Annotated in this window: 25 protein-coding genes; 17 read left to right on the forward strand and 8 right to left on the reverse strand. The window is 71.5% G+C overall.

Annotation, left to right across the window (positions count from 1 at the left end; translation table 11 throughout):
* The first annotated feature begins 142 nt into the window (after positions 1-142).
* Complete coding sequence (locus ACZ56E_RS16800) at positions 143-1,381, forward strand: extracellular catalytic domain type 1 short-chain-length polyhydroxyalkanoate depolymerase (protein ID WP_471214763.1); 1,239 nt, start codon at positions 143-145, stop codon at positions 1,379-1,381.
* Positions 1,382-1,449: 68 nt separating this feature from the next.
* Positions 1,450-2,355, forward strand: a complete 906-nt coding sequence (locus ACZ56E_RS16805) for a HipA family kinase (RefSeq protein WP_471214765.1) — start codon at positions 1,450-1,452, stop codon at positions 2,353-2,355.
* 72 nt (positions 2,356-2,427) lie between these two features.
* Here ACZ56E_RS16805 and aceB read toward each other — a convergent pair whose 3' ends face one another.
* Together aceB and ACZ56E_RS16815 are read right to left on the reverse strand one after the other, a co-directional pair.
* Positions 2,428-4,047 carry a malate synthase A gene (gene aceB, locus ACZ56E_RS16810; RefSeq protein WP_471214767.1) on the reverse strand — a complete coding sequence of 540 codons (1,620 nt, stop codon included), beginning with the start codon at positions 4,045-4,047 and terminating at the stop codon, positions 2,428-2,430.
* A gap of 226 nt (positions 4,048-4,273) precedes the next feature.
* The gene (locus ACZ56E_RS16815; protein ID WP_471214769.1) at positions 4,274-4,897 is read right to left on the reverse strand and encodes a nucleotidyltransferase family protein; all 624 of its coding nucleotides are present in this window, start codon (positions 4,895-4,897) and stop codon (positions 4,274-4,276) included.
* A 182-nt stretch (positions 4,898-5,079) separates the two neighbouring features.
* Between ACZ56E_RS16815 and ACZ56E_RS16820 the strand changes: the two genes are divergently transcribed.
* The gene (locus tag ACZ56E_RS16820) at positions 5,080-5,391 is read left to right on the forward strand and encodes a DUF5955 family protein (protein WP_471214849.1); all 312 of its coding nucleotides are present in this window, start codon (positions 5,080-5,082) and stop codon (positions 5,389-5,391) included.
* A 739-nt stretch (positions 5,392-6,130) separates the two neighbouring features.
* Here the strand turns inward: ACZ56E_RS16820 and ACZ56E_RS16825 are convergent.
* A complete protein-coding gene (locus ACZ56E_RS16825) occupies positions 6,131-6,619 on the reverse strand; it encodes a hypothetical protein (protein WP_471214770.1) in 489 nt (162 codons plus the stop codon).
* Entirely contained in the window at positions 6,598-7,614 is a 1,017-nt protein-coding gene (locus ACZ56E_RS16830) for an aminotransferase-like domain-containing protein (protein ID WP_471214772.1), read from the reverse strand. The genes ACZ56E_RS16825 and ACZ56E_RS16830 overlap by 22 nt, the downstream gene beginning before the upstream one ends.
* 101 nt (positions 7,615-7,715) lie before the next feature.
* Between ACZ56E_RS16830 and ACZ56E_RS16835 the strand changes: the two genes are divergently transcribed.
* Complete coding sequence (locus tag ACZ56E_RS16835; RefSeq protein WP_471214773.1) at positions 7,716-8,255, forward strand: universal stress protein; 540 nt, start codon at positions 7,716-7,718, stop codon at positions 8,253-8,255.
* A 369-nt stretch (positions 8,256-8,624) separates the two neighbouring features.
* On the opposite strand, the gene ACZ56E_RS16840 is transcribed toward ACZ56E_RS16835, so the two are convergent.
* Positions 8,625-9,440, reverse strand: coding sequence for an IclR family transcriptional regulator (locus ACZ56E_RS16840; protein WP_468602053.1), 816 nt, complete (start codon positions 9,438-9,440; stop codon positions 8,625-8,627).
* A 348-nt stretch (positions 9,441-9,788) separates the two neighbouring features.
* Here ACZ56E_RS16840 and allB point away from each other — a divergent pair, with 348 nt between their 5' ends.
* The 3 genes from allB (at position 9,789) to ACZ56E_RS16855 (ending at position 12,875) form a co-directional block, all read left to right on the forward strand.
* Positions 9,789-11,162 carry an allantoinase AllB gene (gene allB / locus ACZ56E_RS16845; protein WP_471214775.1) on the forward strand — a complete coding sequence of 458 codons (1,374 nt, stop codon included), beginning with the start codon at positions 9,789-9,791 and terminating at the stop codon, positions 11,160-11,162.
* A 4-nt stretch (positions 11,163-11,166) separates the two neighbouring features.
* Positions 11,167-12,282, forward strand: a complete 1,116-nt coding sequence (gene alc, locus ACZ56E_RS16850; protein WP_471214776.1) for an allantoicase — start codon at positions 11,167-11,169, stop codon at positions 12,280-12,282.
* Positions 12,283-12,407: 125 nt separating this feature from the next.
* Entirely contained in the window at positions 12,408-12,875 is a 468-nt protein-coding gene (locus tag ACZ56E_RS16855; protein WP_471214777.1) for a hypothetical protein, read from the forward strand.
* Positions 12,876-12,897: 22 nt separating this feature from the next.
* Here ACZ56E_RS16855 and ACZ56E_RS16860 read toward each other — a convergent pair whose 3' ends face one another.
* Positions 12,898-13,638, reverse strand: coding sequence for an SDR family oxidoreductase (locus ACZ56E_RS16860; RefSeq protein WP_471214779.1), 741 nt, complete (start codon positions 13,636-13,638; stop codon positions 12,898-12,900).
* Between the two features lie 203 nt (positions 13,639-13,841).
* On the opposite strand from ACZ56E_RS16860, the gene ACZ56E_RS16865 reads away from it, so the two are divergent.
* A complete protein-coding gene (locus tag ACZ56E_RS16865; protein WP_471214781.1) occupies positions 13,842-14,252 on the forward strand; it encodes a guanyl-specific ribonuclease in 411 nt (136 codons plus the stop codon).
* A gap of 3 nt (positions 14,253-14,255) precedes the next feature.
* On the opposite strand, the gene ACZ56E_RS16870 is transcribed toward ACZ56E_RS16865, so the two are convergent.
* Positions 14,256-14,483, reverse strand: a complete 228-nt coding sequence (locus ACZ56E_RS16870; protein ID WP_471214782.1) for a hypothetical protein — start codon at positions 14,481-14,483, stop codon at positions 14,256-14,258.
* A 159-nt stretch (positions 14,484-14,642) separates the two neighbouring features.
* Between ACZ56E_RS16870 and ACZ56E_RS16875 the strand changes: the two genes are divergently transcribed.
* The 4 genes from ACZ56E_RS16875 to ACZ56E_RS16890 all read left to right on the forward strand — a co-directional run bounded on the left by ACZ56E_RS16875 (position 14,643) and on the right by ACZ56E_RS16890 (position 18,384).
* Entirely contained in the window at positions 14,643-15,920 is a 1,278-nt protein-coding gene (locus ACZ56E_RS16875; RefSeq protein ID WP_471214783.1) for a sensor histidine kinase, read from the forward strand.
* Positions 15,917-16,588, forward strand: coding sequence for a response regulator (locus ACZ56E_RS16880; RefSeq protein WP_468602041.1), 672 nt, complete (start codon positions 15,917-15,919; stop codon positions 16,586-16,588). The genes ACZ56E_RS16875 and ACZ56E_RS16880 overlap by 4 nt, the downstream gene beginning before the upstream one ends.
* Positions 16,589-16,646: 58 nt before the next feature.
* The gene (locus tag ACZ56E_RS16885; protein ID WP_471214785.1) at positions 16,647-17,849 is read left to right on the forward strand and encodes a cytochrome P450 family protein; all 1,203 of its coding nucleotides are present in this window, start codon (positions 16,647-16,649) and stop codon (positions 17,847-17,849) included.
* A gap of 109 nt (positions 17,850-17,958) precedes the next feature.
* Complete coding sequence (locus ACZ56E_RS16890) at positions 17,959-18,384, forward strand: PaaI family thioesterase (RefSeq protein WP_471214852.1); 426 nt, start codon at positions 17,959-17,961, stop codon at positions 18,382-18,384.
* Positions 18,385-18,451: 67 nt separating this feature from the next.
* Here ACZ56E_RS16890 and ACZ56E_RS16895 read toward each other — a convergent pair whose 3' ends face one another.
* Positions 18,452-19,468, reverse strand: a complete 1,017-nt coding sequence (locus ACZ56E_RS16895) for a Gfo/Idh/MocA family protein (protein ID WP_471214787.1) — start codon at positions 19,466-19,468, stop codon at positions 18,452-18,454.
* Positions 19,469-19,568: 100 nt separating this feature from the next.
* Here ACZ56E_RS16895 and ACZ56E_RS16900 point away from each other — a divergent pair, with 100 nt between their 5' ends.
* The 5 genes from ACZ56E_RS16900 (at position 19,569) to ACZ56E_RS16920 (ending at position 24,507) form a co-directional block, all read left to right on the forward strand.
* On the forward strand, positions 19,569-20,360 hold the full coding sequence (locus ACZ56E_RS16900; protein WP_468602036.1) for a GntR family transcriptional regulator: 792 nt from the start codon (positions 19,569-19,571) through the stop codon (positions 20,358-20,360).
* Between the two features lie 136 nt (positions 20,361-20,496).
* On the forward strand, positions 20,497-21,516 hold the full coding sequence (locus ACZ56E_RS16905; RefSeq protein WP_471214789.1) for a sugar ABC transporter substrate-binding protein: 1,020 nt from the start codon (positions 20,497-20,499) through the stop codon (positions 21,514-21,516).
* 125 nt (positions 21,517-21,641) lie between these two features.
* A complete protein-coding gene (locus ACZ56E_RS16910; protein ID WP_468602984.1) occupies positions 21,642-22,631 on the forward strand; it encodes a sugar ABC transporter substrate-binding protein in 990 nt (329 codons plus the stop codon).
* On the forward strand, positions 22,628-23,683 hold the full coding sequence (locus tag ACZ56E_RS16915; RefSeq protein WP_471214790.1) for an ABC transporter permease: 1,056 nt from the start codon (positions 22,628-22,630) through the stop codon (positions 23,681-23,683). Before ACZ56E_RS16910 ends, ACZ56E_RS16915 begins: the two co-directional genes overlap by 4 nt.
* 8 nt (positions 23,684-23,691) lie before the next feature.
* On the forward strand, positions 23,692-24,507 hold the full coding sequence (locus ACZ56E_RS16920; protein WP_471214853.1) for an ATP-binding cassette domain-containing protein: 816 nt from the start codon (positions 23,692-23,694) through the stop codon (positions 24,505-24,507).
* The last annotated feature ends 128 nt before the right edge of the window (positions 24,508-24,635 follow it).

Genomic DNA, 24,635 nt, shown 5'->3' on the forward strand with positions numbered 1-24,635 from the left:
GTTCTGGCCACCATTGGCGTGATCGGCATTGTGGTGGTTCCAGCCAAGGCGCGGACGGCAGGCGCGCCCCTAACCTCCACACAACCCGTGAGGGCCGTCAGCACAAAGGCCGTCACAGAGCCGAACGTGGAGGTCTCCCCCCATGCCACAACAGCCCCGCATCCTGCCCGCGGCAGGCCGCCCACCAGCCGGAGTGCTCGCCGCGGCCCTGGTCGTCCTGCTGCTCGCCGTGCTGTCCGTCGTGTCGCTTGCCAGCCCGTCCCGCGCGGCCGCCACCCCACAAGAAGTGACCGGATTCGGATCCAACCCGGGCAACCTGCGCATGTTCCGTTACGTGCCCCAGGGGCTGCCCGAAGGCCGCCCCGTCGTGGTCGCCCTGCACGGCTGCACCCAGAACGCCACGGGCTACGGGGCCAACGCCGGCTGGCTGGAACTTGCCGACACGTACAAGTTCTCCGTGGTCCTGCCCCAGCAGCAGCCGTCGAACAACGCGAACTCCTGCTTCAACTGGTTCGAACCCGGTGACGTCCGGCGGGGCTCCGGAGAAGCACTGTCGATCAAGCAGATGGTCGACCGCGCGAAACAGGACAACGGCTCGACGAGCGCCTATGTCAGCGGCCTCTCGGGAGGCGGGGCGATGGCGGCCGTCATGCTGGCGGCCTACCCCGACGTCTTCTCCGGCGGGGGCATAGTCGCCGGACTGCCGTACGGCTGCGCCAACTCGGTGTCCACCGCCTTCACCTGCATGAGCCCCGGCGTCACCAAGAGCCCCAAGGAGTGGGGAGACAAGGTCAGGGCGGCCCACGCGTACTCCGGGCCGCGCCCGAAGGTCTCCATCTGGCAGGGCACCTCGGACACTACCGTGAAGCCCGCGAACGCCACCGAGCTCATGAAGCAGTTCACCGACGTCAACGGCACCGACCAGACGCCCGACACCACCGACACGGTCGGCGGTCACCCCCACCGGGTCTACGGCGACACCGTGGAGACGTACGAGATCACCGGCATGGGGCACGGACATCCCGTCGACCCGGGGACCGGGGCGGCCAAGTGCGGCACCGCCGCCGCCTACATCCTGGACGTGAACATCTGCTCCGCGTACCACCTCGTCCGCTTCTGGGACATCGACGACACCACCTCGCCCACCCCGTCCCCGAGCGACCCGGGCACCCCGACGCCGACGCCCACGCCGTCGCCGACCGGCTCTCAGCCGCCGTACTCCGCCACCGCCGAAGGCACAGCGACCGACCACTACGTGGCGCAGCGCATCACCGTGAACGAATACAACAAGCTCGGCGCGGCCCGCGGCTACAACACCTCCTTCACCCTCTACGAGTGCGCGGCGGGGTGGACCGACAAGCCCGACTGCTCTCCCATCTGACCTGATCACCCCGGTTACTATGCTCACTTCATGCCGGACGCGGACGACGAAGTGGGTGGCCAGGGAAAATGCTGAGAGAGGTCACCGCGACCCGCTACGTCACACCCCTGCGCACCGGCGGCTCCGTGCCCGGCGTCGTCGAGGCCGACGATCTGGGCACGTACGTCGTGAAGTTCACCGGGTCCGCGCAGGGGCGCAAGGCGCTCGTCGCCGAGATCGTCGTCGGTGAACTCGCCCGCCATCTGGGTCTGCGCTTTCCCGAACTGGTCCTCGTGCACTTCGACCCGGCGGTCGCCGCCGACGAGCCGCACCAGGAGGTCCAGGACCTGCTGCACGCCAGCGTGGGCCTCAACCTCGGCATGGACCTGCTGCCGGGCGCCGCGGACTTCACCCCGGAGGCGATCGACGTCGACCCGCTGGAGGCCGGCAAGGTCGTCTGGCTCGACGCCCTCACGGCCAACGTGGACCGGACCGTGCACAGCTCGAACCTGATGATCTGGCCCACCTTCGGCGTCCACCAGCCGAAGCTGTGGCTCATCGACCACGGTGCCGCCCTGGTGTTCCACCACCGCTGGGGTGCGACACCGCCCGACAAGGCGTACGACTTCCGTCACCACGCCCTCGGCGGGTACGGGCCGGACATGGCCGCCGCCGATGCCGAACTGGCCCCGCTCGTCACGGAATCCGTGCTCCGCGACATCGTCGGCCTCGTCCCCGACGCGTGGCTGGCCGACGAGCCGGGCTTCACGTCCCCGGACGAGGTGCGTGAGGCGTACGTGGCCTTCCTGTCGGCCCGCGCCCAGGCTTCGGCGGCGTGGCTGCCGGTGGACTTCCCCAGCCGGGGTGAGCTGGCCGCCGCGGACGCGAGGCGTGCGGCCGCCACGGAGAAGGGCCGCCCGGCCTGGCTGAAGCGGGTGCCCGATCTGCACGGGAAGCCCGCGGCGGAGCAGGACTGGTCGTCACATCTCGGCTGACAGGCACATGAGAAGGCCCCCGGCGCTGTGCGGTGCCGGGGGCCTTCTCATATTGCACGTGTTGACGGAAGGTCAGCGCAGCTGCTCGTACGCCGGGAGGGTCAGGAAGTCCGCGTAGTCCGCGTCCAGAGAGACCTGGAGGAGGAGGTCGTGGGCCTGCTGCCACTTGCCGGCCGCGAAGGCCTCGTCGCCGATCTCGGCGCGGATCGCGGTGAGTTCACGCGCCGCCACCTCGCGGGCGAGGTCGGCGGTGGCGGTCTGGCCGTTCTCGAAGACGACGCCCGCGTTGATCCACTGCCAGATCTGCGAACGCGAGATCTCCGCGGTGGCCGCGTCCTCCATGAGGTTGAAGATGGCGACGGCACCGAGACCGCGCAGCCATGCCTCGATGTAGCGGATGCCGACCTGGACGGCGTTGACCAGGCCGTCGTACGTGGGCTTCGCGTCGAGGGAGTCGATGGCGATCAGGTCGCCGGGGGCGACCTTGACGTCCTCGCGCAGGCGGTCCTTCTGGTTCGGCTTGTCGCCGAGCACCGCGTCGAAGGACTTCATGGCGATCGGGACCAGGTCCGGGTGCGCCACCCACGAGCCGTCGAAGCCGTCGCCGGCCTCGCGGTCCTTGTCGTTCTTCACCTTCTCGAACGCGACCTTGTTGACCTCGGCGTCCTTGCGGGACGGGATGAACGCCGCCATGCCGCCGATGGCGTGCGCGCCGCGCTTGTGGCAGGTGCGGACGAGGAGTTCGGTGTACGCCCGCATGAACGGGGCGGTCATCGTCACGAGGTTGCGGTCCGGCAGGACGAACTTCGAGCCGCCGTCACGGAAGTTCTTGACGATGGAGAAGAGGTAGTCCCAGCGGCCCGCGTTGAGGCCGGACGCGTGGTCGCGCAGCTCGTAGAGGATCTCCTCCATCTGGTACGCGGCGGTGATCGTCTCGATCAGGACGGTCGCGCGGACCGTGCCCTGCGGGATGCCGACGTAGTCCTGTGCGTAGACGAAGATGTCGTTCCAGAGGCGGGCCTCCAGGTACGACTCCGTCTTCGGGAGGTAGAAGTACGGGCCCTTGCCGAGCTCGATGAGGCGTTTGGCGTTGTGGAAGAAGTACAGGCCGAAGTCGACGAGCGCGCCGGGGACCGGCTTGCCGTCGACCTGGAGGTGGCGCTCGTCCAGGTGCCAGCCGCGCGGGCGCATCACGACGGTCGCGAGCTCGTCGGCGCCCTTCAGGGCGTACGACTTGCCGGTGCGCTCGTCCGTGAAGTCGATGCGGCGCTCGTAGGCGTCGGTGAGGTTGAGCTGGCCGAGGACCACGTTCTCCCAGGTGGGAGCGGAGGCGTCCTCGAAGTCGGCGAGCCAGACCTTCGCGCCCGAGTTGAGGGCGTTGATGGTCATCTTGCGGTCGGTCGGGCCGGTGATCTCCACGCGGCGGTCGTTCAGCGCGGCGGGGGCCGGGGCGACCTGCCAGGAGTCGTCCTCGCGGACCGCGGCGGTCTCCGGGAGGAAGTCCAGGGTGGAGGTGCGGGCGATTTCGGCACGGCGCTCGGCACGCCGGGCGAGGAGCTCGTCACGCCGGGGCGTGAACAGCCGGTGCAGCTCGGCCACAAAGGCGAGGGCCGCGTCGGTGAGCACCTCTTCCTGCCGGGGCAGGGGCTCTGCGTCGACGATGGCCAGCGGCGACGGCGCTAGTGCGGACATGAGCTGTCACTTCCTTCAGAGAGCTGCGCGGACGGTGCCGGGCGGGCCGCCGGGCAGACACGGTGGCACTGGGTGCCACTGGAGCCGAGGTACGGCTGCGGGGCCCCGTCCGAGATAACGGGCCTTCTGGTCAGTGGATACTAGTTTCCTCATAGTGGAAGTTCAATGGTTTGTTGATGTCGAGATTCTTCTCGTCGACAGAACGTGTCGCTGAGTGCCACGTCGGTCACTCCAAGTGGATCAGGTCCTCGGCCGTGTCGATGTCGTACGCCTCCGCCACGTCCCCGCACTCGATCAGCGTGAGCGCGCCGGAGTGCGCCCGCAGATAGTCGCGTGCCCCGCGGTCGCCGACCGCACTCGCCGCGATGCCCGCCCAGTGCGCGCTCCCGAACAGGACGGGATGGCTCCGCCGCCCGTCGTACGCGGCCGCCGCGAGCGTCGTCGGCGACCGGTACGCCGCGCGCACCCGGGCCGTCGCCGCCGCGCCGATCCCCGGCTGGTCGACGAGCGAGACCAGCGCGGCGGACGCGCCGGTGCCGCCGAGCGAGGCGAGCCCGGCCCGCAGGGACGAGCCCATGCCCTCCTCCCACTCCGGGTTGTCGACCAGTACGCAGCCGGGGAGCGAGGCCCGCTCGCGGACGGCGTCGGCGGACGCGCCGAGCACGACGTGCACCCGCTCGCACCCGGCGTCGCGCAGCACCCGCACGGCGTGCGCCACGAGCGGCGCACCCCGGTGCGTCAGGAGGGCCTTCGGCCGCCCGCCGAGCCGCCGCCCACCACCGGCGGCGAGCAGCACCCCGACGACCTCCCCGGCCCCACCGGCTTTCACATTCATCGGTTCTGTCGTCATGGCTCCTGCATACACGTCCCGGCGGCGGGCGCGAAGTGGCGCATCCCGCACCGGGGACGGTTTACTGACCCGCGGCCCCCGGTGCCTGACCAGCGCCTCAGGGGCCAGCGAAAGAGGAACGGAACAGCGCACGGAGACGTGCGAGGGGGAGAGCTGTGTTGCGGAGCGTGGAGCAGAGCCAGGTGACCGGGAGCGACGAGGACCCACGGGTGGCGGAGTTGCGCGCCGCCGTCGCCCGACTGCGCCGTGAACTCGCCGCCCACCCGGCCGAGTTCACGGACCGGGGCATCGCCGAGGACGAACTGGCGGCGCTGGCGGAAATGGCATACGGCACCCCGGAGGTCCCCCGAATGCGCCGCTCCCTCCTCCTGGTGGCCGGCGCGATCGGCTCCGTCAGCGCCCTGGCGGCGGGGCTGGCGTCGGTGCGGGGCGCGGTGGAAATGTTCGGCGAGCCGGAGGGGCGCGGGGGCGGCGGGGGCCGCGGAGCCCGCTGAGACCGCCGAGACTCCCGAGACCGAAGGATCGATTCTGCGGGGCTCTGGCCGGGGTCGTTTGACGGCGGGATCGTGTGGCGCTGGGGGCATGCGGCGCCGGGCTCGGGCGGGGCCTGGCTCGTGTGGCGCCAGGGGTATGCGGCACAGGCTGGGGCGGCGCCTGGCTCGTGTGGCGCCCGGCTCGGGCGGCGCCGGGGTTGTGCGACGTCGGGGGCACGCGACGTCGGGCTCGGGCGGGCGCAGGGCTCGTGCCAGGCCGGGCTCGTGCGAGGCGGGCTTGCGCCACGCCCGGCTTGTGCGGTGCCGGGGTTATGCGGCGTCGGGCTCGTGCCGCGCCTGGTTCGTGCGACGCGGGCTTGCGCCCGCCCGCTCGCGCCACGCCGGACTCATGCGGCGCCCGGCTGGTGCGAGGCCGGGCTCGTGCGGCGCCGGGGGTTATGCGGGGCTGGGGTTATGCGACGTCGGCGTTACGCGGCGCCGGGCCCGTGCCACGCCGGGCTCCTGCCACGCCCGGCTTGTGCGACGCCGGGGTTACGCGACGCTGGGCTCGTGCTATGCCCGGCTCGTGCGGCGTCCGGTTTGTGCGACGTCGGCGTTACGCGGCGCCCGGCTCATGCTGCGCCGGGGTTACGCGACGCTGGGCTCGTGCAACGCCGGGCTTGTGCCACGTCGGGCTTGCGCCACGCTCGGCTTGGGCGGTGCCGGGCTCGTGTGGCGCCGGGGCTACGCGGCGACGGCGTTACGCGACCCAGTGGCGGTGGGTCGTGTCGGTTGGCGAGGTGGGGTGGAGGTCGGGGTGGAGGTCGGCGGTCAGGGTTTTGGACAGGCGGAGTGCGGCCTCGGCGGACTGGGGCGGGGGCAGCGTGTAGGGGATGCGTAGCCGGTGCTCGTGTGTGCCCGGGTCGGCGCCGAAGCGGGAACCGCCCTCGATCCGTACGCCCTGCGCGAGCGCCGCGCGGGCCAGGGAGGACGCGATCGGCCGCCCCAAATCCACCCAGAGCGAGAGCCCGCCCGGCGGGACCCGCCAGCGCCACTCCGGCAGGTGCCGGGCGAGCGACGCCGCGAGCGCGTCCCGCTGCGCCCGCAGGCGCGGCAACCGCTCGCGCAGCACGTCGTCCATGCCGCGCAGCAGATGGAGCGCCACCAACTGCTCGATGACGGGCGTCGCCATGTCGCTCGGCACGCGCTTCGTCGCCAGCTCCGTGATCAGCCCCGACCCGGCCCGCACCCAGCGATCCGCAGCCCGCCCCAGTGGGACTTGCTCAACGACCCGAACGTCACGATCTGCTCGCCCACCCCGTGCGCCGCGAGCGAGGCGAAGGGCGCGGGCGGCGGTCCGTCCAGCGCGATGTCGGCGATGGTCTCGTCGATCAGCAGCCAGGTGCCCGTGGCGCGGGCCGTCTCCAGGATGCGCAGCCGCTGCTCGCGCGGCATCAGGCAGCCCGTCGGATTCTGGAAGTCCGGTACGAGGTACGCGAGGCGGGGCGCCGCCTGCCGCAGCGACGACTCGACGAGCCCGCAGTCCCAGCCGTCCTCCGTGACCGGCACCGGAACCGCCCGCAGGCCGGCGCCGCGGATCGCGTCCAGGGCGTTCGGATACGACGGGTTCTCGACCAGGACCCGGTCGCCCTGCCTGCCCAGCAGGGACAGCGTCAGCGACAGCGCGTGCTGCGCGCCGGTGGTGATCAGGATCTGGTCGGGCAGTGTGGGCAGCCCGCGCCGCGTGAAGCGTTCGGCGACGGCTGACCTCAACTCCGGTATGCCGTACGGGTGGTAGCCCGGCGTCGGCGCATGCCGGACCAGCATCTCGCCCGCCGCGGTGAGCGCCGCGCGGAGCTCCGCCTCCGGGGCACCGGGCGCCGCTATCGCGAGGTCGAGGACGTCGTCGCCCGCCGGGAACGCCGCCACGTTGGACGGCCGCTGCCCCTGCGGCAGCTCGGTCCAGGTGCCCGCGCCGCGGCGGCTGCGGGCGTAACCGCCCTCGCGCAGCACGTCGTACGCCGCCGTGACGGTCGCCCGGCTGACGGTCAGCGCCGAGGCCAGCTCACGTTCGGCGGGCAGCCGGGTGTGCAGTGGGATGCGGCCGTCGAGCAGGAGGGTGCGCACGCCGTGGGCGAGCGCGCGGTAGCCGGGGCGTTCGCCCACGGTGCCCGTCAGGAGGCCGGCCAGCTGACGGCTGCCCAGCCTCCTGTCCACGGTATGGACCACCCGTGCCTCTGCCATGCCAACTCCCACTGATTGGCCCTGCTACCCAGGCCAATCAGCGTACAGACTCGGCGTTCGTGGCAGTCAGTCGGCCGATTTGGCCTGGAAAGGGGAGACCGATGTCAGTGGATGGAGCGGAGACTCCCGGGGTGGGGCGGGTCGTGGTGGGGGTCAGCGGTTCCCTGGCGAGCCTCGCGGCGCTGCGGGCGGGCGCGGCGGAGGCGCGGCGTGCGGGACGGGTGCTGGTCGCGGTACTGGCCTGGGAGCCGCCGGAGGGGGAGGCGCTCTATCTGCGCCATCCGGACCGGGAGTGGGCGCGGCACTGGTGGACCGAGGCGAAGGCCCGCCTCGACCGCGCCTTCGACGAGGCCTTCGGCGGCACGCCGCCCGGCGTGGTCGTCGAACGCCGGGTGGTCAGGGCCCGCCCCGGCCGCGCCCTCTGCGAGACGGCCACGCACCCCGACGACCTCCTGGTCCTGGGCGCGCGCCCCCACAGACGCATCACCACCCCCCGAACCCACCGCCACGTCCGCACGCACGCGCTTTGCGCCATCCTGACGGTAAAGCCCCCCACCGCCCCCAAAGCCCTACGCCGCACCCTCCGCACCCTGACCCCAGAAGCCGCAATAACAAAAGGCCCCGCCCCCACCCCCCAATGACGCCACGGGGCAAGCCGCCCCACCCCGCCCATCACGTCACAGAGCAAACGCCCGGACCGGCCCGCCCGCGGGGCAAACGCCCAGGGCGGCTGCCCCAACCGCCCATGAGACCGCGGGCAAACGCCGGGGCGGGGCCGCCCCGACTCGCCCATGACGCCGCGGGACAATCGCCAGGGTGGGGCCGCCCCTACCCGCCCATGACGCCACGGGGCGAACCCAGGGTGGGATCGCCCCGACCCGCCCATGACGTCGCGGGGCAATCGCCAGGGTGGGGCCGCCCCTACCCGCCCATGACGTCGCGGGGCAAACGGGTGGGTGGGTGGGAAAAAAATCCGCCGCGAAGCGGCGGCCCAGGCCCCCGCCCAAGGCTCAGGAGCCAGCCCCGGCCGAGACCAACGCCTCCGACAACTCCACAGCCACCTGCTGCAACACCGGCACAATCCTCTCCGTGGCCGCCTCGGTCACCCGCCCCGCGGGCCCGGAGATGGAGATCGCCGCCGCCGTGGGCGAGTTGGGCACCGGCACGGCCAGGCACCGCACGCCGATCTCCTGTTCGTTGTCGTCCACCGCGTACCCCGTGCGGCGCACGACCTCCAGCGCGTCGAGGAACCCCTCGGGCGTAGTGATCGTCTTCTCCGTGGCGGCCGGCATCCCGGTACGGGCGAGCAGCGCCCGGACCTCCTCCGGCGCCGCATGCGCGAGCAGCGCCTTGCCGACGCCCGTGGAGTGCGGCAGGACCCGCCGGCCGACCTCGGTGAACATCCGCATGGAGTGCTTGGACGGCACCTGCGCGACGTACACGATCTCGTCGCCGTCGAGCAGCGCCATGTTCGCCGTCTCGCCGGTCTCTTCGACGAGGCGGGCGAGATAGGGCCGCGCCCACGTGCCGAGCAGCCGCGACGCGGATTCGCCGAGGCGGATCAGGCGCGGGCCGAGGGAGTAGCGGCGGTTGGCCTGCTGGCGTACGTACCCACAGGCGACCAGCGTGCGCATGAGGCGGTGGATCGTGGGCAGCGGAAGACCGCTGCTGGCGGAGAGCTCGCTGAGACCGACCTCGCCCCCCGCGTCCGCCATCCGCTCGAGCAGATCGAAGGCGCGCTCGAGGGACTGGACGCCACCGCTCGCGGCGGGGGTCTTGGAGGCGGCGATTTCAGCAGGGGCGTCGCTGGCGCTTGACGTCGGCACGGCGCGTTCCTTTCGGTGCTGGCGGGCAAGGAAGCAGCCTACCGGTCGGTTCTTCACGAGGACTGTCGCTCGGCATGCCGTCGCCGCTGGTCAGGGGGCGTTTGTCCGTGTCTCCGCAGGGTTGTCCCGCGACCCTCCGGCCCTCTTGTTGTGTGTAGCTACGTTCTGGTAGACGGAATCATAATTCCACTCTGTGGAAACGTCCAGTGCGGCGAGCCTCACGCGAGTCGATGGAAGTCCACCCTTGACGTCCTCGGCGCAAGCGTGAAAACTCCTTCAACAGAACGTTGAATTCCGTTAAGCGGAAGCAAAAGGTCTGTGTAGCGGAACAGAAGAGAGGGGACGCGGGTGTCCGAAAGGGACGTGGACGTGGACGCGACGGCGGGCCGGAGCGTGGAGCTGGTGCTCCGCTCGACCCGTGTCGTCACCCCGGAAGGGACGCGGGCCGCCTCGGTCGCCGTCGCCGGCGGGAAGATCGTGGCCGTCGCCGCGTACGACGCCGACGTGCCGGACGGCGCGCGCCTCGAGGACTTCGGCGACGACGCCCTGCTGCCCGGCCTGGTCGACACGCACGTCCACGTGAACGACCCGGGCCGCACGGAGTGGGAGGGCTTCTGGACCGCCACCCGCGCCGCGGCCGCCGGCGGCATCACCACCCTGATCGACATGCCCCTCAACTCCCTGCCGCCGACGACGACGGTGGACAACCTGCGCACCAAGCAGGACGTCGCCCGCAGCAAGGCCCACATCGACGTCGGTTTCTGGGGCGGCGCCCTCCCCGACAACGTCCAGGACCTCAAGCCCCTGCACGACGCCGGTGTCTACGGCTTCAAGTGCTTCCTGTCGCCCTCGGGCGTCGACGAGTTCCCCGAGCTGAACCAGGACCAGCTGGCCACCTCGATGGCCGAGATCGCCGGCTTCGGCGGGCTCCTCATCGTGCACGCCGAGGACCCGCACGAGCTGGACGCCGCCCCGCACAAGAGCGGCCCCAAGTACTCGGACTACCTGGAGACCCGGCCCCGTATCTCCGAGGACACCGCGATCGAGGGCCTCATCGCCGTCGCCAAGCGGATCGGCGCGCGCGTGCACGTGCTGCACCTGTCCTCCTCCGACGCGCTGCCGCTCATCGCCGCCGCCCGGCGCGAGGGCGTCGAGCTGACCGTCGAGACCTGCCCGCACTACCTCACCCTGACCGCCGAGGAAGTCCCGGACGGGGCCAGCGAGTTCAAGTGCTGCCCGCCCATCCGCGAGGCCGGCAACCAGGACCTGCTGTGGGAGGCGCTGGCCGACGGCACCATCGACTGCATCGTCACGGACCACTCCCCGTCCACCGCCGACCTGAAGACCGACGACTTCGCGACGGCCTGGGGCGGCATCTCCGGACTCCAGCTGAGCCTGCCCGCGGTCTGGACCGAGGCCTGCAGGCGCGGGCACACCCTCGACGACGTGGTGCGCTGGATGTCGGAGCGCACCGCACAGCTGGTCGGACTCGACCAGAAGGGCGCCATCGAGGCCGGCCGGGACGCCGACTTCGCGGTCCTCGCGCCCGACGAGACCTTCACCGTGGACCCCGCGGAGCTGCAGCACCGGAACCGGGTCACGGCGTACGCGGGCAAGACCCTCAGCGGCGTCGTGAAGTCCACCTGGCTGCGCGGCGAACGCATCCTGCACGGCGGCGGGTTCAGTGAACCCGCAGGCCGACTTCTGGAAAGGAACAACTGAAACAGTGACGGCGATACCGCACTTCACCGGCGACGCGAGCCCCTACGGCGGCGGCGAGCCCTACGCCGACTACCGCACGGCCGACTTCCCCTTCACCCAGTACGCCAACCTCGCCGACCGGCAGCTCGGCGCCGGTGTGATCGCCGCCAACGACGAGTTCTTCGCGATGCGCGAGAACCTGCTGCTCGCCCACCCCGCCGTGTTCGACCCCGAGCACTTCGGCCACAAGGGCAAGGTCATGGACGGCTGGGAGACCCGCCGCAGGCGCGGCGTGTCGGCCGAGCACCCGTGGCCCACCGAGGACGACCACGACTGGGCGCTCGTCCGCCTCGGCGCGCCCGGTGTCGTACGCGGCATCGTCATCGACACCGCGCACTTCCGCGGCAACTACCCGCAGGCCGTCTCCGTCGAGGGCACCAGCGTCGAGGGCTCGCCGACGCCCGACGAGCTCTGCGGGGGCGACGTGAAGTGGACGACGCTCGTCCCCCGTACGCCCATCGGCGGGCACGCGGCGAACGGCTTCGCCGTCGACGTCGAGCAGCGCTTCACGCACCTGCGCGTCAACCAGCACCCGGACGGCGGCATCGCCCGCCTCCGCGTGTACGGCGAGGTCGTCGCCGACCCCAAGTGGCTCGCCGCGCTCGGCACGTTCGACGTCGTCGCCCTGGAGAACGGCGGCCAGGTCGAGGACGCATCCGACCGCTTCTACTCCCCGGCCACCAACACCATCCAGCCGGGCCGCTCCCGCAAGATGGACGACGGCTGGGAGACCCGCCGCCGCCGCGACAACGGCAACGACTGGATCCGCTACCGGCTCGTCCAGCAGTCGGAGATCCGCGCCGTCGAGATCGACACCGCCTACCTCAAGGGCAACTCGGCCGGCTGGGCGTCCCTCTCGGTACGCGACGGCGAGACGGGGGAGTGGACCGAGGCGCTGCCCCGCACCCGCCTCCAGCCCGACACCAACCACCGCTTCGTCCTGCCCGCCCCCGTCGTCGGCACCCACGTCCGCGTCGACATCTTCCCGGACGGCGGCATCTCCCGCCTCCGCCTCTTCGGCGCCCTGACCGAAACAGGCACAGCCAAACTGGCGGCCCGCCACCAGGAACTGGGCGGCTGACCCGCCCCCAAAACGTGGGGCGCACCGGGTGGACAGCCCCGGTGCGCCCCGCACCCATGTGACGCACCGCGCGGACCACGTGGACCGCGTGGAAAGAGTCCGTCCAGTCTGATGGAATCCCACGAGTGAAATACGTGAAAGTCGACTGGGACTCTGAGCTCCACGGCTTCCGGACCGATGCGCGTGCCTACTTGGCCGCCCTCCCCGGATTCCGCGACGCGCTACCCGAGGGCGCCCGGGCCTTCGCGTCCGAGGCCGGGCATTACGACTACACGAGCGAGCGGTGCGTCAAGGATCTGGAACTCGCCGACATCGCCCTGCCCACGACGACCATGGGCAGGGCCGGCACCGCGTCGGTCACCTATCGTCCCAACCGGTGGAAGCACACCGCCGGGCTGCGGATCGAGTACACCGGCGTCACGCACTTCTCGGTCGACTACGAAGCGTCGATCGACTGGATGGAAGCCATCACCGTCCTGCTGGACGAGGTCCTGCCCCATGACGAAGGCGTCGTGCACCGCACCGAACTGACGGATGCCCTGATCACGGTCCGCTGCGCCGACCTGACGGCGACGTGGGTGGCGGCCCCGTAGACCCGTGACCCGGGTCCCGGGTCTAGGCCGCGTGTCCGCCGTCCACGGACAGCTCCGTGCCGGTGATGTACGCGGCGTCGTCGCCGGCGAGGTAGGTGACGAGGGATGCCACCTCGTCGGCGGAGCCGAAGCGGTCGAGGGCTGTCATGGTCGCCTGGGCGGCGGCGAAGGGGCCGTCGGCCGGGTTCATGTCGGTGTCGATCGGGCCCGGCTGCACCAGGTTCGCCGTGATGCGGCGCCCGCCCAACTCCCTGGCCAGGGCTTTGTTGAGGCCGATCAGCGCGGCCTTGCTCGTCGCGTAGAGGGTGCCGCCGGGACCGGGGACTCGCTGCGCGATGCAGCTGCCGATGGTGATGATCCGGCCGCCGTCCCGGAGCCGGGCGGCCGCCGTCTGGGACGCCAGGAAGACCCCTCGTACGTTGACGGCCATGACCCGGTCGATGTCCGCGAGCGTCAGGTCGCCGACGGGGCCGAGCACGCCGATCCCCGCGTTGTTCACCAGGATGTCCAGGCCGCCCAGGTCGTCGGCCGCCCGGTCCACCGCGCCCGCCGCGTCCCCGGCGTCCGCCGCGTCGGCCCGGATGGCGAGGCCGCGCTGCCCCGTGGCCCGGATCTTCGTGACCACCTCGTCGGCGGCCGCTTCGTTGTGCACATAGGTGAGGGCGACGTCCGCGCCCTCCTGGGCGAGCCGCAGCGCGATCGCCGCGCCCATGCCGCGGCTGCCGCCGGTGACCAGAGCCGTCCTGCCGGTGAGGGTAGACATGTCAGAACCTTCCGCATGAGGCACACCGTGCGGTGCGCCTGAATCGCCAAGTGCTTGCGGGTTCAATGAAAGGCGTCCGTGCGGGCGTCGGCTGGCGGCAATCGGACGCGTAGCCTTCCGGCTCGGGACGGTTGGTTAACTCCCGGAAAATTTCCCGGACTTGTCGTTGACACCGCAACCTCTACGCGCGTCACACTGGACCCATGCGAATCCCCCCACGAAGCCGATTCCTCGGCGCCACAGCCCTTGCCGCCGCCCTCCTCCTCGGCGGCCCCGTCACGGCCACCGCGAGCGCCGCCCCGGTCGCCGTCTCGCACTCCGTCGCCGCGGTCGGCGACATCTGCTACTCCGCGCTGCCCTCCCAGGCGCACGACACCCTCGACCTGATCGAGGCGGGCGGCCCCTACCCCTTCCCGCAGGACGGCACCGTCTTCCAGAACCGCGAGGGTGAGCTGCCGCAGCAGAACTCCGGCTACTACCACGAGTACACGGTCATCACCCCGGGCTCCGACGACCGCGGCGCCCGCCGCATCGTCACCGGCGACAAGGGCCAGGAGGACTACTACACCGCCGACCACTACGCCTCGTTCGACCTGGTCGACCACGGCTGCTGACCCTCAGCCCACCGGCAGGCTCCGTAAGCTCCGCACGACGGCGAACAGCGCGCAGGCCAGCACGATCAGCGCCACGCTCGCATACGTCTCGTAGCCGTCGAGGAAGCCGGTGCGCCGCACCAGGCCCCACCCGGGCAGCGCACCGGTGAGCCGGTGGACCAGGCCGACCGCGCCCTGGAACAGCAGGACCACACCGAGAAACTCCAGCAGCCGCTTCACGTCCTTCTTCATAAGGAAGATCCTCGTCCCGTGCCTTTCCTGCGGACATCCGCCGCGGGGCGAGGATCCTTCCCGTGTGCGGGTCCGAAAGTCGACGACCTGCGCGACTTTGGTGGACGATCATGCGCGAGGCGCGTCCGCGCCCGCCTGAGGTGCGTAGATTTGTCGACCATGAGCGGCACTGATCCCACGCGGCGGCCCGATCCCGAGCCCCCCGCCGACCACGCGCCCGGACCGTGGGTCAGGGCCCCGTGGGCGCTGCCGTCCGCCGTCGCCCGGGAGTTCGACCCGAGCCGTGCGGGGCGCAGACCGCGGCGGACCGTCCGCGACTGGCTCGCCGACTTCAGCTGCTTCTTCGCCGCCGTCTTCATCGGCATGGTGGGCGCCGACGCGGTCGCCGACAACCCGCACGTCTCGCAGGGGGCCGCCGAGCTCGACCAGGTGATCGGCGCGCTCGCCTGCGCCGCGGTCTGGCTGCGCAGGCGCTGGCCGCTCGGCCTCGCCGTCGTGATGGTGCCGGTCGCGGTGGCCTCCGACACGGCGGGCGGCGCCGCGGCCGCGGCCCTCTTCACCCTCGCCGTGCACCGGCCCTTCCGGTACGTCGCATGGGTCGGCGGAGCCTCGATCGCGGTGCTCCCGCTCACCTACTGGCTGCGGCCCGACCGGGACATGCCGTACGGAGTCTCCATCGCCTTCGGCGTCCTGGTGACCGTCGCGGCCATCGGCTGGGGCATGTTCGTGCGCTCCCGCCGCGAACTCCTGCTCAGCCTGCGCGACCGCGCCCTGCGCGCCGAGAACGAGGCCGCGCTCCGCGCCGAACAGGCCCAGCGGCTCGCCCGCGAGGACATCGCCCGCGAGATGCACGACGTCCTCGCCCACCGCCTCACCCTGCTCAGCGTCCACGCGGGCGCCCTCGAATTCCGCCCCGACGCACCCCGCGAGGAGATCGCCCGGGCCGCGGGCGTCATCCGGGAGAGCGCCCACGAGGCGCTGCAGGATCTGCGCCAGGTCATCGGCGTGCTGCGCGGCGGCGACGCGGACGCCTCCGGCCGGCCGCAGCCCACCCTCGCCGCCCTCGACACCCTGGTCGCCGAATCCCGCGACGCGGGCATGAAGGTCGTTCTCGACCAGCACATCACCGACCCCGCCACCGTGCCCGCCGCCCTCGGCCGCACCGCCTACCGCATCGCCCAGGAAGGCCTGACCAACGCCCGCAAGCACGCCCCCGGCGCCGAGGTGACGGTGGCCGTCACCGGCGCACCCGGCGAGGGCCTGACCCTGTCCGTGCACAACCCCGCACCGCCCGGCGACGTGCCCGAGGTGCCCGGCTCGGGACAGGGCCTGATCGGCCTCGCCGAACGGGCCTCCCTCGCGGGCGGCACGCTCCGCCACGCGCCGGGACCCGACGGCGGATTCCACTTGGAGGCCTGGCTACCGTGGGCGTCATGAAACCGATCAGGCTGCTGCTCGTCGACGACGATCCGCTGGTGCGCGCCGGGCTCTCCTTCATGCTCGGCGGCGCGGACGACATCGAGATCGTGGGCGAGGCGGGCGACGGCACCGAGGTCGCCCCGCTGGTCGGCGAAGTCCGCCCCGACGTCGTCCTGATGGACATCCGCATGCCCCGGATGGACGGCCTCGCCGCCACAGAGGCCCTGCGCAGGCGTCCCGACGCCCCCGAGGTCATCGTCCTCACCACCTTCCACGCCGACGAGCAGGTGCTGCGCGCCCTGCGCGCCGGTGCCGCGGGCTTCGTCCTCAAGGACACCGCGCCCGCCGAGATCGTCGCGGCGGTACGCGCGGTCGCCGCCGGGGAGCCGGTGCTCTCGCCGACGGTGACGCAGCAGCTGATCACCCAGGTCACCGGCGTCGACCCGCAACTGGACCGCAGGCGGCGGGCGTCGGACCGGCTGGCCGAGCTGGCGGAGCGGGAGCGGGAGGTGGCCGTCGCGGTCGGGCGCGGCGGCTCCAACGCGGACATCGCCGCCCAGCTGTATCTGAGCGTCGCCACGGTCAAGGCGCACGTGTCGCGGATCCTCACGAAGCTGGACCTCAACAACCGGGTGCAGATCGCCCTGCTGGTGCACGACGCGGGCCTTCTCGACCAGGACGGATGAGGGGAACTCAACGCCTCGGCCGGTGCGTTGACGAGACGGACAACTGGAGGAGACCTGCATGGCGGACACGATCGACCTGGCGACGTACGGCGAGCGGTTCAGAGAGGACCCGCACCCCGTCTATGCGGAGCTGCGCGCCCTCGGGCCCGTCCACCGTGTCCGTCTGCCACCTCCGGAGGACATAGGAGACGCCTATCTGATCGTCGGGTACGAGGAGTGCAGGACAGCGCTCACCGACCCCCGCTTCGCCAAGTCCTCGGCCAGCGCGGGCTTCGCGTTCCGCGAGGAGGGGCTGATCGGCACGCATCTGCTGATCGCCGACCCGCCCCACCACACCCGCCTGCGCAAGCTCATCACCCGCGAGTTCACCATGCGCCGGGTCGAGGCCATGCGCCCCCGCATCCAGGAGATCACCGACAATCTCCTCGACGACATGCTCCTGCGCGGCGAGACGGCCAGGACCCGCCGCGGCGATCTGCTCGAAGCGCTCGCCTTCCAGCTCCCGATCACCGTCATCTGCGAGCTGCTCGGCGTCCCCGACATCGACCGCACGGCCTTCCGCCGCATGTCGAACGGCATCGTGGCGTCGCCGACCCAGGAGGAGGAGGCCGCCGCCTTCGTCGAACTGGCGGGATTCCTCGACGACCTGGTCGAGACCAAGCGGGCGGCGCCGGGCGACGACCTGCTGAGCGCCCTGATCCGCACCACGGGCGAGGAGGACGGCGACCGTCTCTCACCAGACGAGCTGCGCGCCATGGCCTTCGTGCTGCTGATCGCCGGGCACGAGACGACGGTCAATCTCATAGGCAACGCCGTGCATGCCCTCTTCACCCACCCCGACCAACTGGCCGCTCTGCGCGCCGACATGTCCCTCCTCGACAACGCCATCGAGGAAGCCCTCCGCTTCGAGGGCCCCCTGGAGTCCGCGACGTACCGCTTCGCCACCGAGGACACGGAGCTCGGCGGCCTCGTCATCCCCGCGGGCTCCGTCGTCCGGGTCGTCCTCGCCGCGGCCGACCGGGACCCCGCCCGCTTCCCCGAGCCCGACCGCTTCGACATCCGCCGGGCCCCGCAGGGCCACGTCGCGTTCGGGTACGGCCTGCACCACTGCCTTGGCGCCCCGCTCGCGCGGATCGAGGCGAAGATCGCGCTCGGCTCGCTCCTGGAGCGCTGCCCGGACCTCGCCCCGGACGGGCCGCCGGGGGAGTGGCTGCCGGGGACTTTGATCAGGGGGATGCGGCGGCTTCCCGTCCGGTGGTAGTAGTGCGGTCATGACCGAACACACGCCGCCCGGCGGGCCGGTGCCCGATCAGTCCGTGCCCGCCCAGTCCGTGCCCGACCAGCCGGCGTCCGACCCCGGCGACCTCGGCATGGCCCAGAAGGTGCTGGACGCCCAGCCGTTCAGCCGTCTCGTCCGGGCCCGTGTCACGCGGTTCGGGGAGGGCGCGGCCACCCTGGAGATCGGCATCCGCGAGGAACTGCACCAGCAGAACGGCTTCGTGCACGGCGGCGTGCTCGCCTACGCGGCGGACAACAGCATCACGTTCGCCGCCGGCACCACCCTGGGCCCCGCCGTGCTGACCTCGGGCTTCTCCATCCAGTACGTACGTCCCGCGACCGGCGCCAAGCTCGTCGCCCGCGCCGTCGTCGCCCACTCAGGCCGCCGCCAGGCGGTGGTCCGCTGCGAGCTGTTCACCGTCGCCGAAGAAGGCGGCGAGGGCGGCGCGGGCGGCGAGGGCGAGGGCGGCGAGACGCTGTGCGCGATCGCCCAGGGCACGGTGCTCTCCACGGCCTGACCACCACGCCTCGACCGCCACGGCCTGACCGGCCCGCGCGAGCTCACGCCCCGTACGACTCCGTGCTCTAAGCGCTCTCAGTGCTCTCAGTGATCTCCGCCATCCGCACCGGACGCCGCTCCCGCCGCGACAGTTCGCACGCCTCGGCGATCCGCAGGGCGTGCAGCGCCTCGCGGCCGTCGCAGGGGTTCGCCCGCTCGCCCCGCACGACCTCGACGAAGGCGGCGAGCTCCGCCTCGTACGCGGGCGCGAAGCGCTCCAGGAAACCGGGCCAGGGCTTGTCCGGGGCGGGCGGGCCCGCCGGTTCCGCCGAGGTGAGGGGCGTGCGCTCGTCCATGCCGACCGCCAACTGGTCGAGCTCACCGGCCAGTTCCATGCGTACGTCGTAACCCGCGCCGTTGCACCGGGTCGCCGTGGCCGTGGCGAGCGTGCCGTCGTCGAGGGTGAGCACCGCGGCCGCCGTGTCGACGTCACCGGCCTCGCGGAACATCGCGGGGCCCCGGTCGGAGCCCGTCGCGTACACCTCCGTGACCTCGCGGTCCGTCACCCACCGCAGGATGTCGAAGTCGTGGACCAGGCAGTCGCGGTAGAGGCCGCCGGAGAGCGGCAGATACGCGGCCGGGGGCGGGCACGGGTCCGAGGTGATCGCCCGTACGGTGTGCAGCCGCCCGAGCCGTCCGGCGCGCACCGCATCGCGGGCCGCCGTGTACCCCGCGTCGAAGCGCCGCTGGAAGCCGAGCTGCAGCTCCGTGCCCGCGGCCTCGACCTCGGCGAGGGCGACCAGGGTGCCCGGCAGGTCGAGGGCGATGGGCTTCTCGCAGAACACCGGGAGACCGGCCCGCGCCGCTCTGCCGATGAGCTCGGCGTGCGCCGCCGTCGCCGCCGTGATCACCACGGCGTCCACCCCGGCGGCGAAGACTTCGTCCGCCGAGGCCACCGCGGTCGCCCCGGTCCGCGCCGCGAGGTCGGCCGCCCTCGCCGCGTCCACGTCGGCGATCACCAGGGATGTCACCTCGGGGTGGCGGCCCAGGGCGGCCGAGTGAAAGGTGCCGATGCGGCCCGTTCCGATCAGTCCGATGCGCATGGCCCCACCCTCGCGACGCCCGACCCTCCTGTCAATGGTTTGTCCGGACAACAGAACTTAAGAACTTCCCGTCATCATCTCCTGGGACTACGCTCGCCCCGTGTCCAAACCAGTCGCCAGAACAGCCCAGGACAAGCCGGTCCAGGACCCCACGGTCGACCTCCGGCTCGGCGTCGACCGCAGCAGCCCCGTCCCGCTCTACTTCCAGCTGGCCCAGCAGCTGGAAGCGGCGATCGAGCGCGGCGCCCTGACCCCGGGCAGCCTCCTCGGCAACGAGATCGAGCTCGCAGGCCGCCTCGGCCTGTCCCGGCCCACCGTCCGCCAGGCCATCCAGTCCCTCGTCGACAAGGGCCTGCTCGTCCGGCGCCGCGGCGTCGGCACCCAGGTCGTGCACAGCCAGGTCAAGCGCCCCCTGGAGCTCAGCAGCCTCTACGACGACCTGGAGGCCGCGGGCCAGCGCCCCGAGACCCACGTCCTGCGCAACGCCCTGGAGCCCGCCTCCGCCGAGGTCGCCGCGGCGCTCGGCGTCGCCGAGGGCGACGAGGTGCACGTCGTCGAGCGGCTCCGGCTCGCCCACGGCGAACCCATGGCCCACCTGCGCAACCACCTGCCCACCGGCCTCCTCGACCTCGACAGCGCGCGCCTGGAGGCCACCGGCCTCTACCGCCTCATGCGCGCCGCGGGCCACACCCTGCACAGCGCGCGCCAGTCCGTCGGCGCCCGCGCCGCCACCGCCGAGGAGGCCGCACTGCTCGCCGAGCCGGCCGGCGCCCCGCTCCTCACGATGCGCCGCACCACCTTCGACGACACCGGCCGCGCGGTCGAGTTCGGCTCCCACGTCTACCGGGCCTCGCGCTACTCCTTCGAGTTCCAGCTCCTCGTACGGCCGTAGGAAGGCCGCGTACGGCCGTAAGAATGTTCTGACAAACCCATTGACGCTCCCGCGCACGCCCCGCTAGAACTCCCCCAGCCGCACCGAGGCGGCCGGAGACGAGGGGTGGTCCACGATGCGCACATCCCGCACAGCCATGAGCACAGCCACGCGCACATCCCGCACGGCGAAGGGCGTCGCGGCCTGTCTGGCGGTGATCGCGCTCGTGGCCGGCTGCAGCAGCTCCGGCGGCAAGGACGACGAGGACACGTCCGGGGACGGCGGCGGGGGCGGGGGCGGCAAGGGCGTGAACACCCCCCGTCTGAAGATCGCGATGGTCACGCACTCGGGGGAGGGCGACACCTTCTGGGACATCGTCCGCAGCGGCGCCAAGCAGGCCGCTGCCAAGGACAACGTCGAATTCCTCTACGCCAATGACAAGGAGGCCAAGGGCCAGGCCGAGCTCGTCCAGTCCTTCGTCGACAAGAAGGTCGACGGCATCGTCGTGACCCTGGCCAAGCCCGAGGCGATGCGGTCCGTGCTGGCCAAGGCGGCGGACGCGGGCATCCCGGTCGTCACGATCAACTCGGGCGGCGAGTTCTCCGAGAGGTTCGGGGCGCTCAGCCACATCGGTCAGGACGAGTCCGTGGCGGGCGAGGCCGTCGGCGAAGAGCTCAACACGCGCGGCAAGAAGAAGGCCCTCTGCGTCATCCACGAACAGGGCAACGTCTCCCTCGAACAGCGCTGCGCCGGGGTGAAGAAGACCTTCGACGGCACGGTCGAGAACCTCAACGTCGTGGGCACCGACGCGCCCGGCGCCCAGTCCTCCATCAGCGCCAAGCTCCAGGCCACCGAGGACATCGACGCCGTCGTCACGCTCGGCGCGCCGATCGCCGCGTACTCGGTGAAGGCGAAGGAGGAGGCGGGGAGCGAGGCGGAGGTCGACACCTTCGACCTGAACGCCGAGGTCGTCAAGCAGCTCAAGGCCAAGGAGGTCGGCTTCGCCGTCGACCAGCAGCCCTACCTCCAGGGCTACGAGGCCGTCGACCTGCTGTGGCTCCACAAGACGAATGCCAACGTCCTGGGAGGCGGCAAGCCCGTCCTCACCGGACCCGCCGTCGTCACCGGGAAGGATGTGCCGAAGCTGGAGAAGTACACCGCTCGCGGTACCCGATGAACACACGCGTGATCCGCGTGGTCGATACTTGGGCGGCTGGGGCCGGGGATCCGGACCGGCCGCACAGAGCAGTAGAGCAAGAAGGGCACGGCGTCGTGACAAGGGTGAAGACAGGGGTACGCGCGGTGGGCGCCGTGCTGGTGGCGGTGCTCGGCGTGACCGCGGGACTGACCGGATGCAGCAGCACCGGCGGAAAGCGCGCGGAGGACGCCCGCAAGGCGGCTGCGGCCGGCGGCAGGTCGGCGGTGGACACGCCCCGCTGGACCTTCGGCATGGTCACCCACTCGGGCGATGGCGACACCTTCTGGGACATCGTCCAGAGCGGCGCCAAGCAGGCCGCCGTCAAGGACAACATCAAGTTCCTGTACGCGCACGACGACGAGGCCCAGCAGCAGGCGCAGCTCGTGGACTCCTACATCGACAAGAAGGTCGACGGGATCATCGTCACGCTGGCCAAGCCCGACGCGATGAAGGGCGCCCTGGCCCGCGCGAAGAAGGCCGGCATCCCGGTGATCACGGTGAACTCCGGCTCCGCGGAGTCCAAGGAGTTCGGCGCCCTCACCCACATCGGCCAGGACGAGACGATCGCGGGCGAGGCCGTCGGCGAGGAGCTCAACAAGCGCGGCAAGAAGAAGGCGCTCTGCATCCTGCACGAGCAGGGCAACGTCGGCCACGAGCAGCGCTGCGAAGGCGCCAAGAAGACCTTCGACGGCAAGCTGCAGAACCTCTACGTGACCGGCACCAACATGCCCGACGTGCAGTCCTCCATCGAGGCCCGCCTGCAGAGCGACAAGTCGATCGACGCGGTCGTCACGCTCGGCGCGCCCTTCGCCGACACCGCGGTGAAGGCCGCCGACAGCGCGGGCAGCAAGGCCGAGGTCGCCACCTTCGACCTCAACGAAAAGGTCGCCGCCGGCCTCAAGTCCGGCGACCTCGGCTTCGCCGTCGACCAGCAGCCCTACCTCCAGGGCTACGAGGCCGTCGATCTGCTGTGGCTGTACAAGTACAACGCCGACGTCCTCGGCGGCGGCAAGCCCGTCCTCACCGGGCCGCAGATCGTCACCAAGGACCAGGCCGACGAGCTGGAGGACTACGCGAAGCGAGGGACACGATGACCGCGACAGCACCCGCGCCCGCCCCGGACACCCACACCGACGAGCGGCTCGTGAAGACCTCGCCGCTGAAGAAGCTGATGGGCCGCCCGGAGCTCGGCTCGGTCGTCGGCGCCGTCGCCGTCTTCATCTTCTTCTCGATCGTCGCGGACAGCTTCCTCCAGGCCACCAGCCTCGCGACGGTCCTCTACGCCGCCTCGACCCTCGGCATCATGGCGGTGCCGGTGGCCCTGCTGATGATCGGCGGCGAGTTCGACCTGTCGGCGGGCGTCCTCGTGACGACCTCCGCCCTCGTCTCGTCGATGTTCAGCTACCAGATGACGGCGAACGTCTGGGTCGGCGTCGGCGTCTCGCTGCTCGTCACCCTCGCCATCGGCGTCTTCAACGGCGTGATGCTGACCCGCACGGACCCGCCGAGCTTCATCATCACGCTCGGCACGTTCCTGATGCTGACCGGCATGAACCTCGGCTTCACCAAGCTGATCAGCGGCACGGTCTCCACCAAGTCGATCGCCGACATGGAGGGCTTCTCCTCCGCCAAGGAGGTCTTCGCCTCGACGATCACCATCGGCGGCGTCGACTTCAAGATCACGATCCTCTGGTGGCTCGCCCTGATCGTGGTCGCCACCTGGATCCTGCTGCGCACCCGCGTCGGCAACTGGATCTTCGCGGTCGGCGGCGGCGAGGACGCGGCCCGCGCGGTCGGCGTCCCGGTCGCCAAGACCAAGATCGGCCTCTACATGGGCGTCGCGTTCGGCGCCTGGATCTCCGGCCAGCACCTGCTGTTCAGCTACGACACCGTGCAGTCCGGCGAGGGCGTCGGCAACGAGCTGATCTACATCGTCGCGGCCGTCATCGGCGGCTGCCTCATCACCGGCGGCTACGGTTCCGCGGTCGGCGCGGCCGTCGGCGCGCTGATCTTCGGCATGGTCAGCAAGGGCATCGTGTTCGCCGAGTGGAACTCCGACTGGTTCAAGTTCTTCCTCGGCGTGATGCTGCTCCTGGCGACCCTGCTCAACCACTGGGTCCGCAAGCGCGCGGAGGCGACGAAGTGACCACGGACATCACCAAGACCGACGCCGTCGCCGAGGACGCGCGCACGCCGCTCGTCGAGCTCGACGACGTCAGCAAGTACTACGGCAACATCCGCGCGCTCGAAGGCGTCTCCCTGGAGGTGCACGCGGGGGAGATCTCCTGCGTGCTCGGCGACAACGGCGCGGGCAAGTCCACCCTCATCAAGATCATCGCGGGGCTGCACAAGCACGACGCGGGCACCTTCCGCATCGAGGGCGAGGACACGCGGCTCGGCTCGCCGCGCGAGGCCCTGGACCTCGGCATCGCCACGGTCTACCAGGACCTCGCCGTAGTCCCCCTGATGCCGGTCTGGCGGAACTTCTTCCTCGGCTCCGAGCCGACGAAGGGCACGGGGCCGTTCCGCCGCATGGACGTCGACCTCATGCGCGAGACGACCCGCGCGGAGCTGCTCCGCATGGGCATCGACCTGCGCGACGTGGACCAGCCCATCGGGACGCTCTCCGGCGGTGAGCGCCAGTGCGTGGCGATCGCGCGCGCCGTCTACTTCGGGGCGAAGGTGCTCGTCCTCGACGAGCCGACCGCCGCGCTCGGCGTCAAGCAGTCCGGCGTCGTCCTGAAGTACGTGGCCGCGGCGCGGGACGCGGGGCTCGGCGTGGTCCTGATCACCCACAATCCGCACCATGCGTATCTGGTCGGGGACCGGTTCGTCCTCCTCAAGCGCGGAGTGATGTCCGGGTCCTACACCCGCGAGGAGATCTCCCTCGACGACCTCACCCGTGAGATGGCAGGCGGCTCAGAACTGGACGACCTCCGTCACGAACTGGAGGGCCGAGGCCCAGCCTGACGGCTGGGGGTGCCTGTTCAGGGGCGCGGGGAACTGCGCGGCCGGCCACGACGTACCCGCAGACGCGTCCGCGCGGTAGCCCGGCAGACGCGTCTGCGGGTTTTCGTGGGCTGAGCGCGCAGTTCCCC

The organism is Streptomyces sp. NPDC039480 (assembly GCF_055597165.1).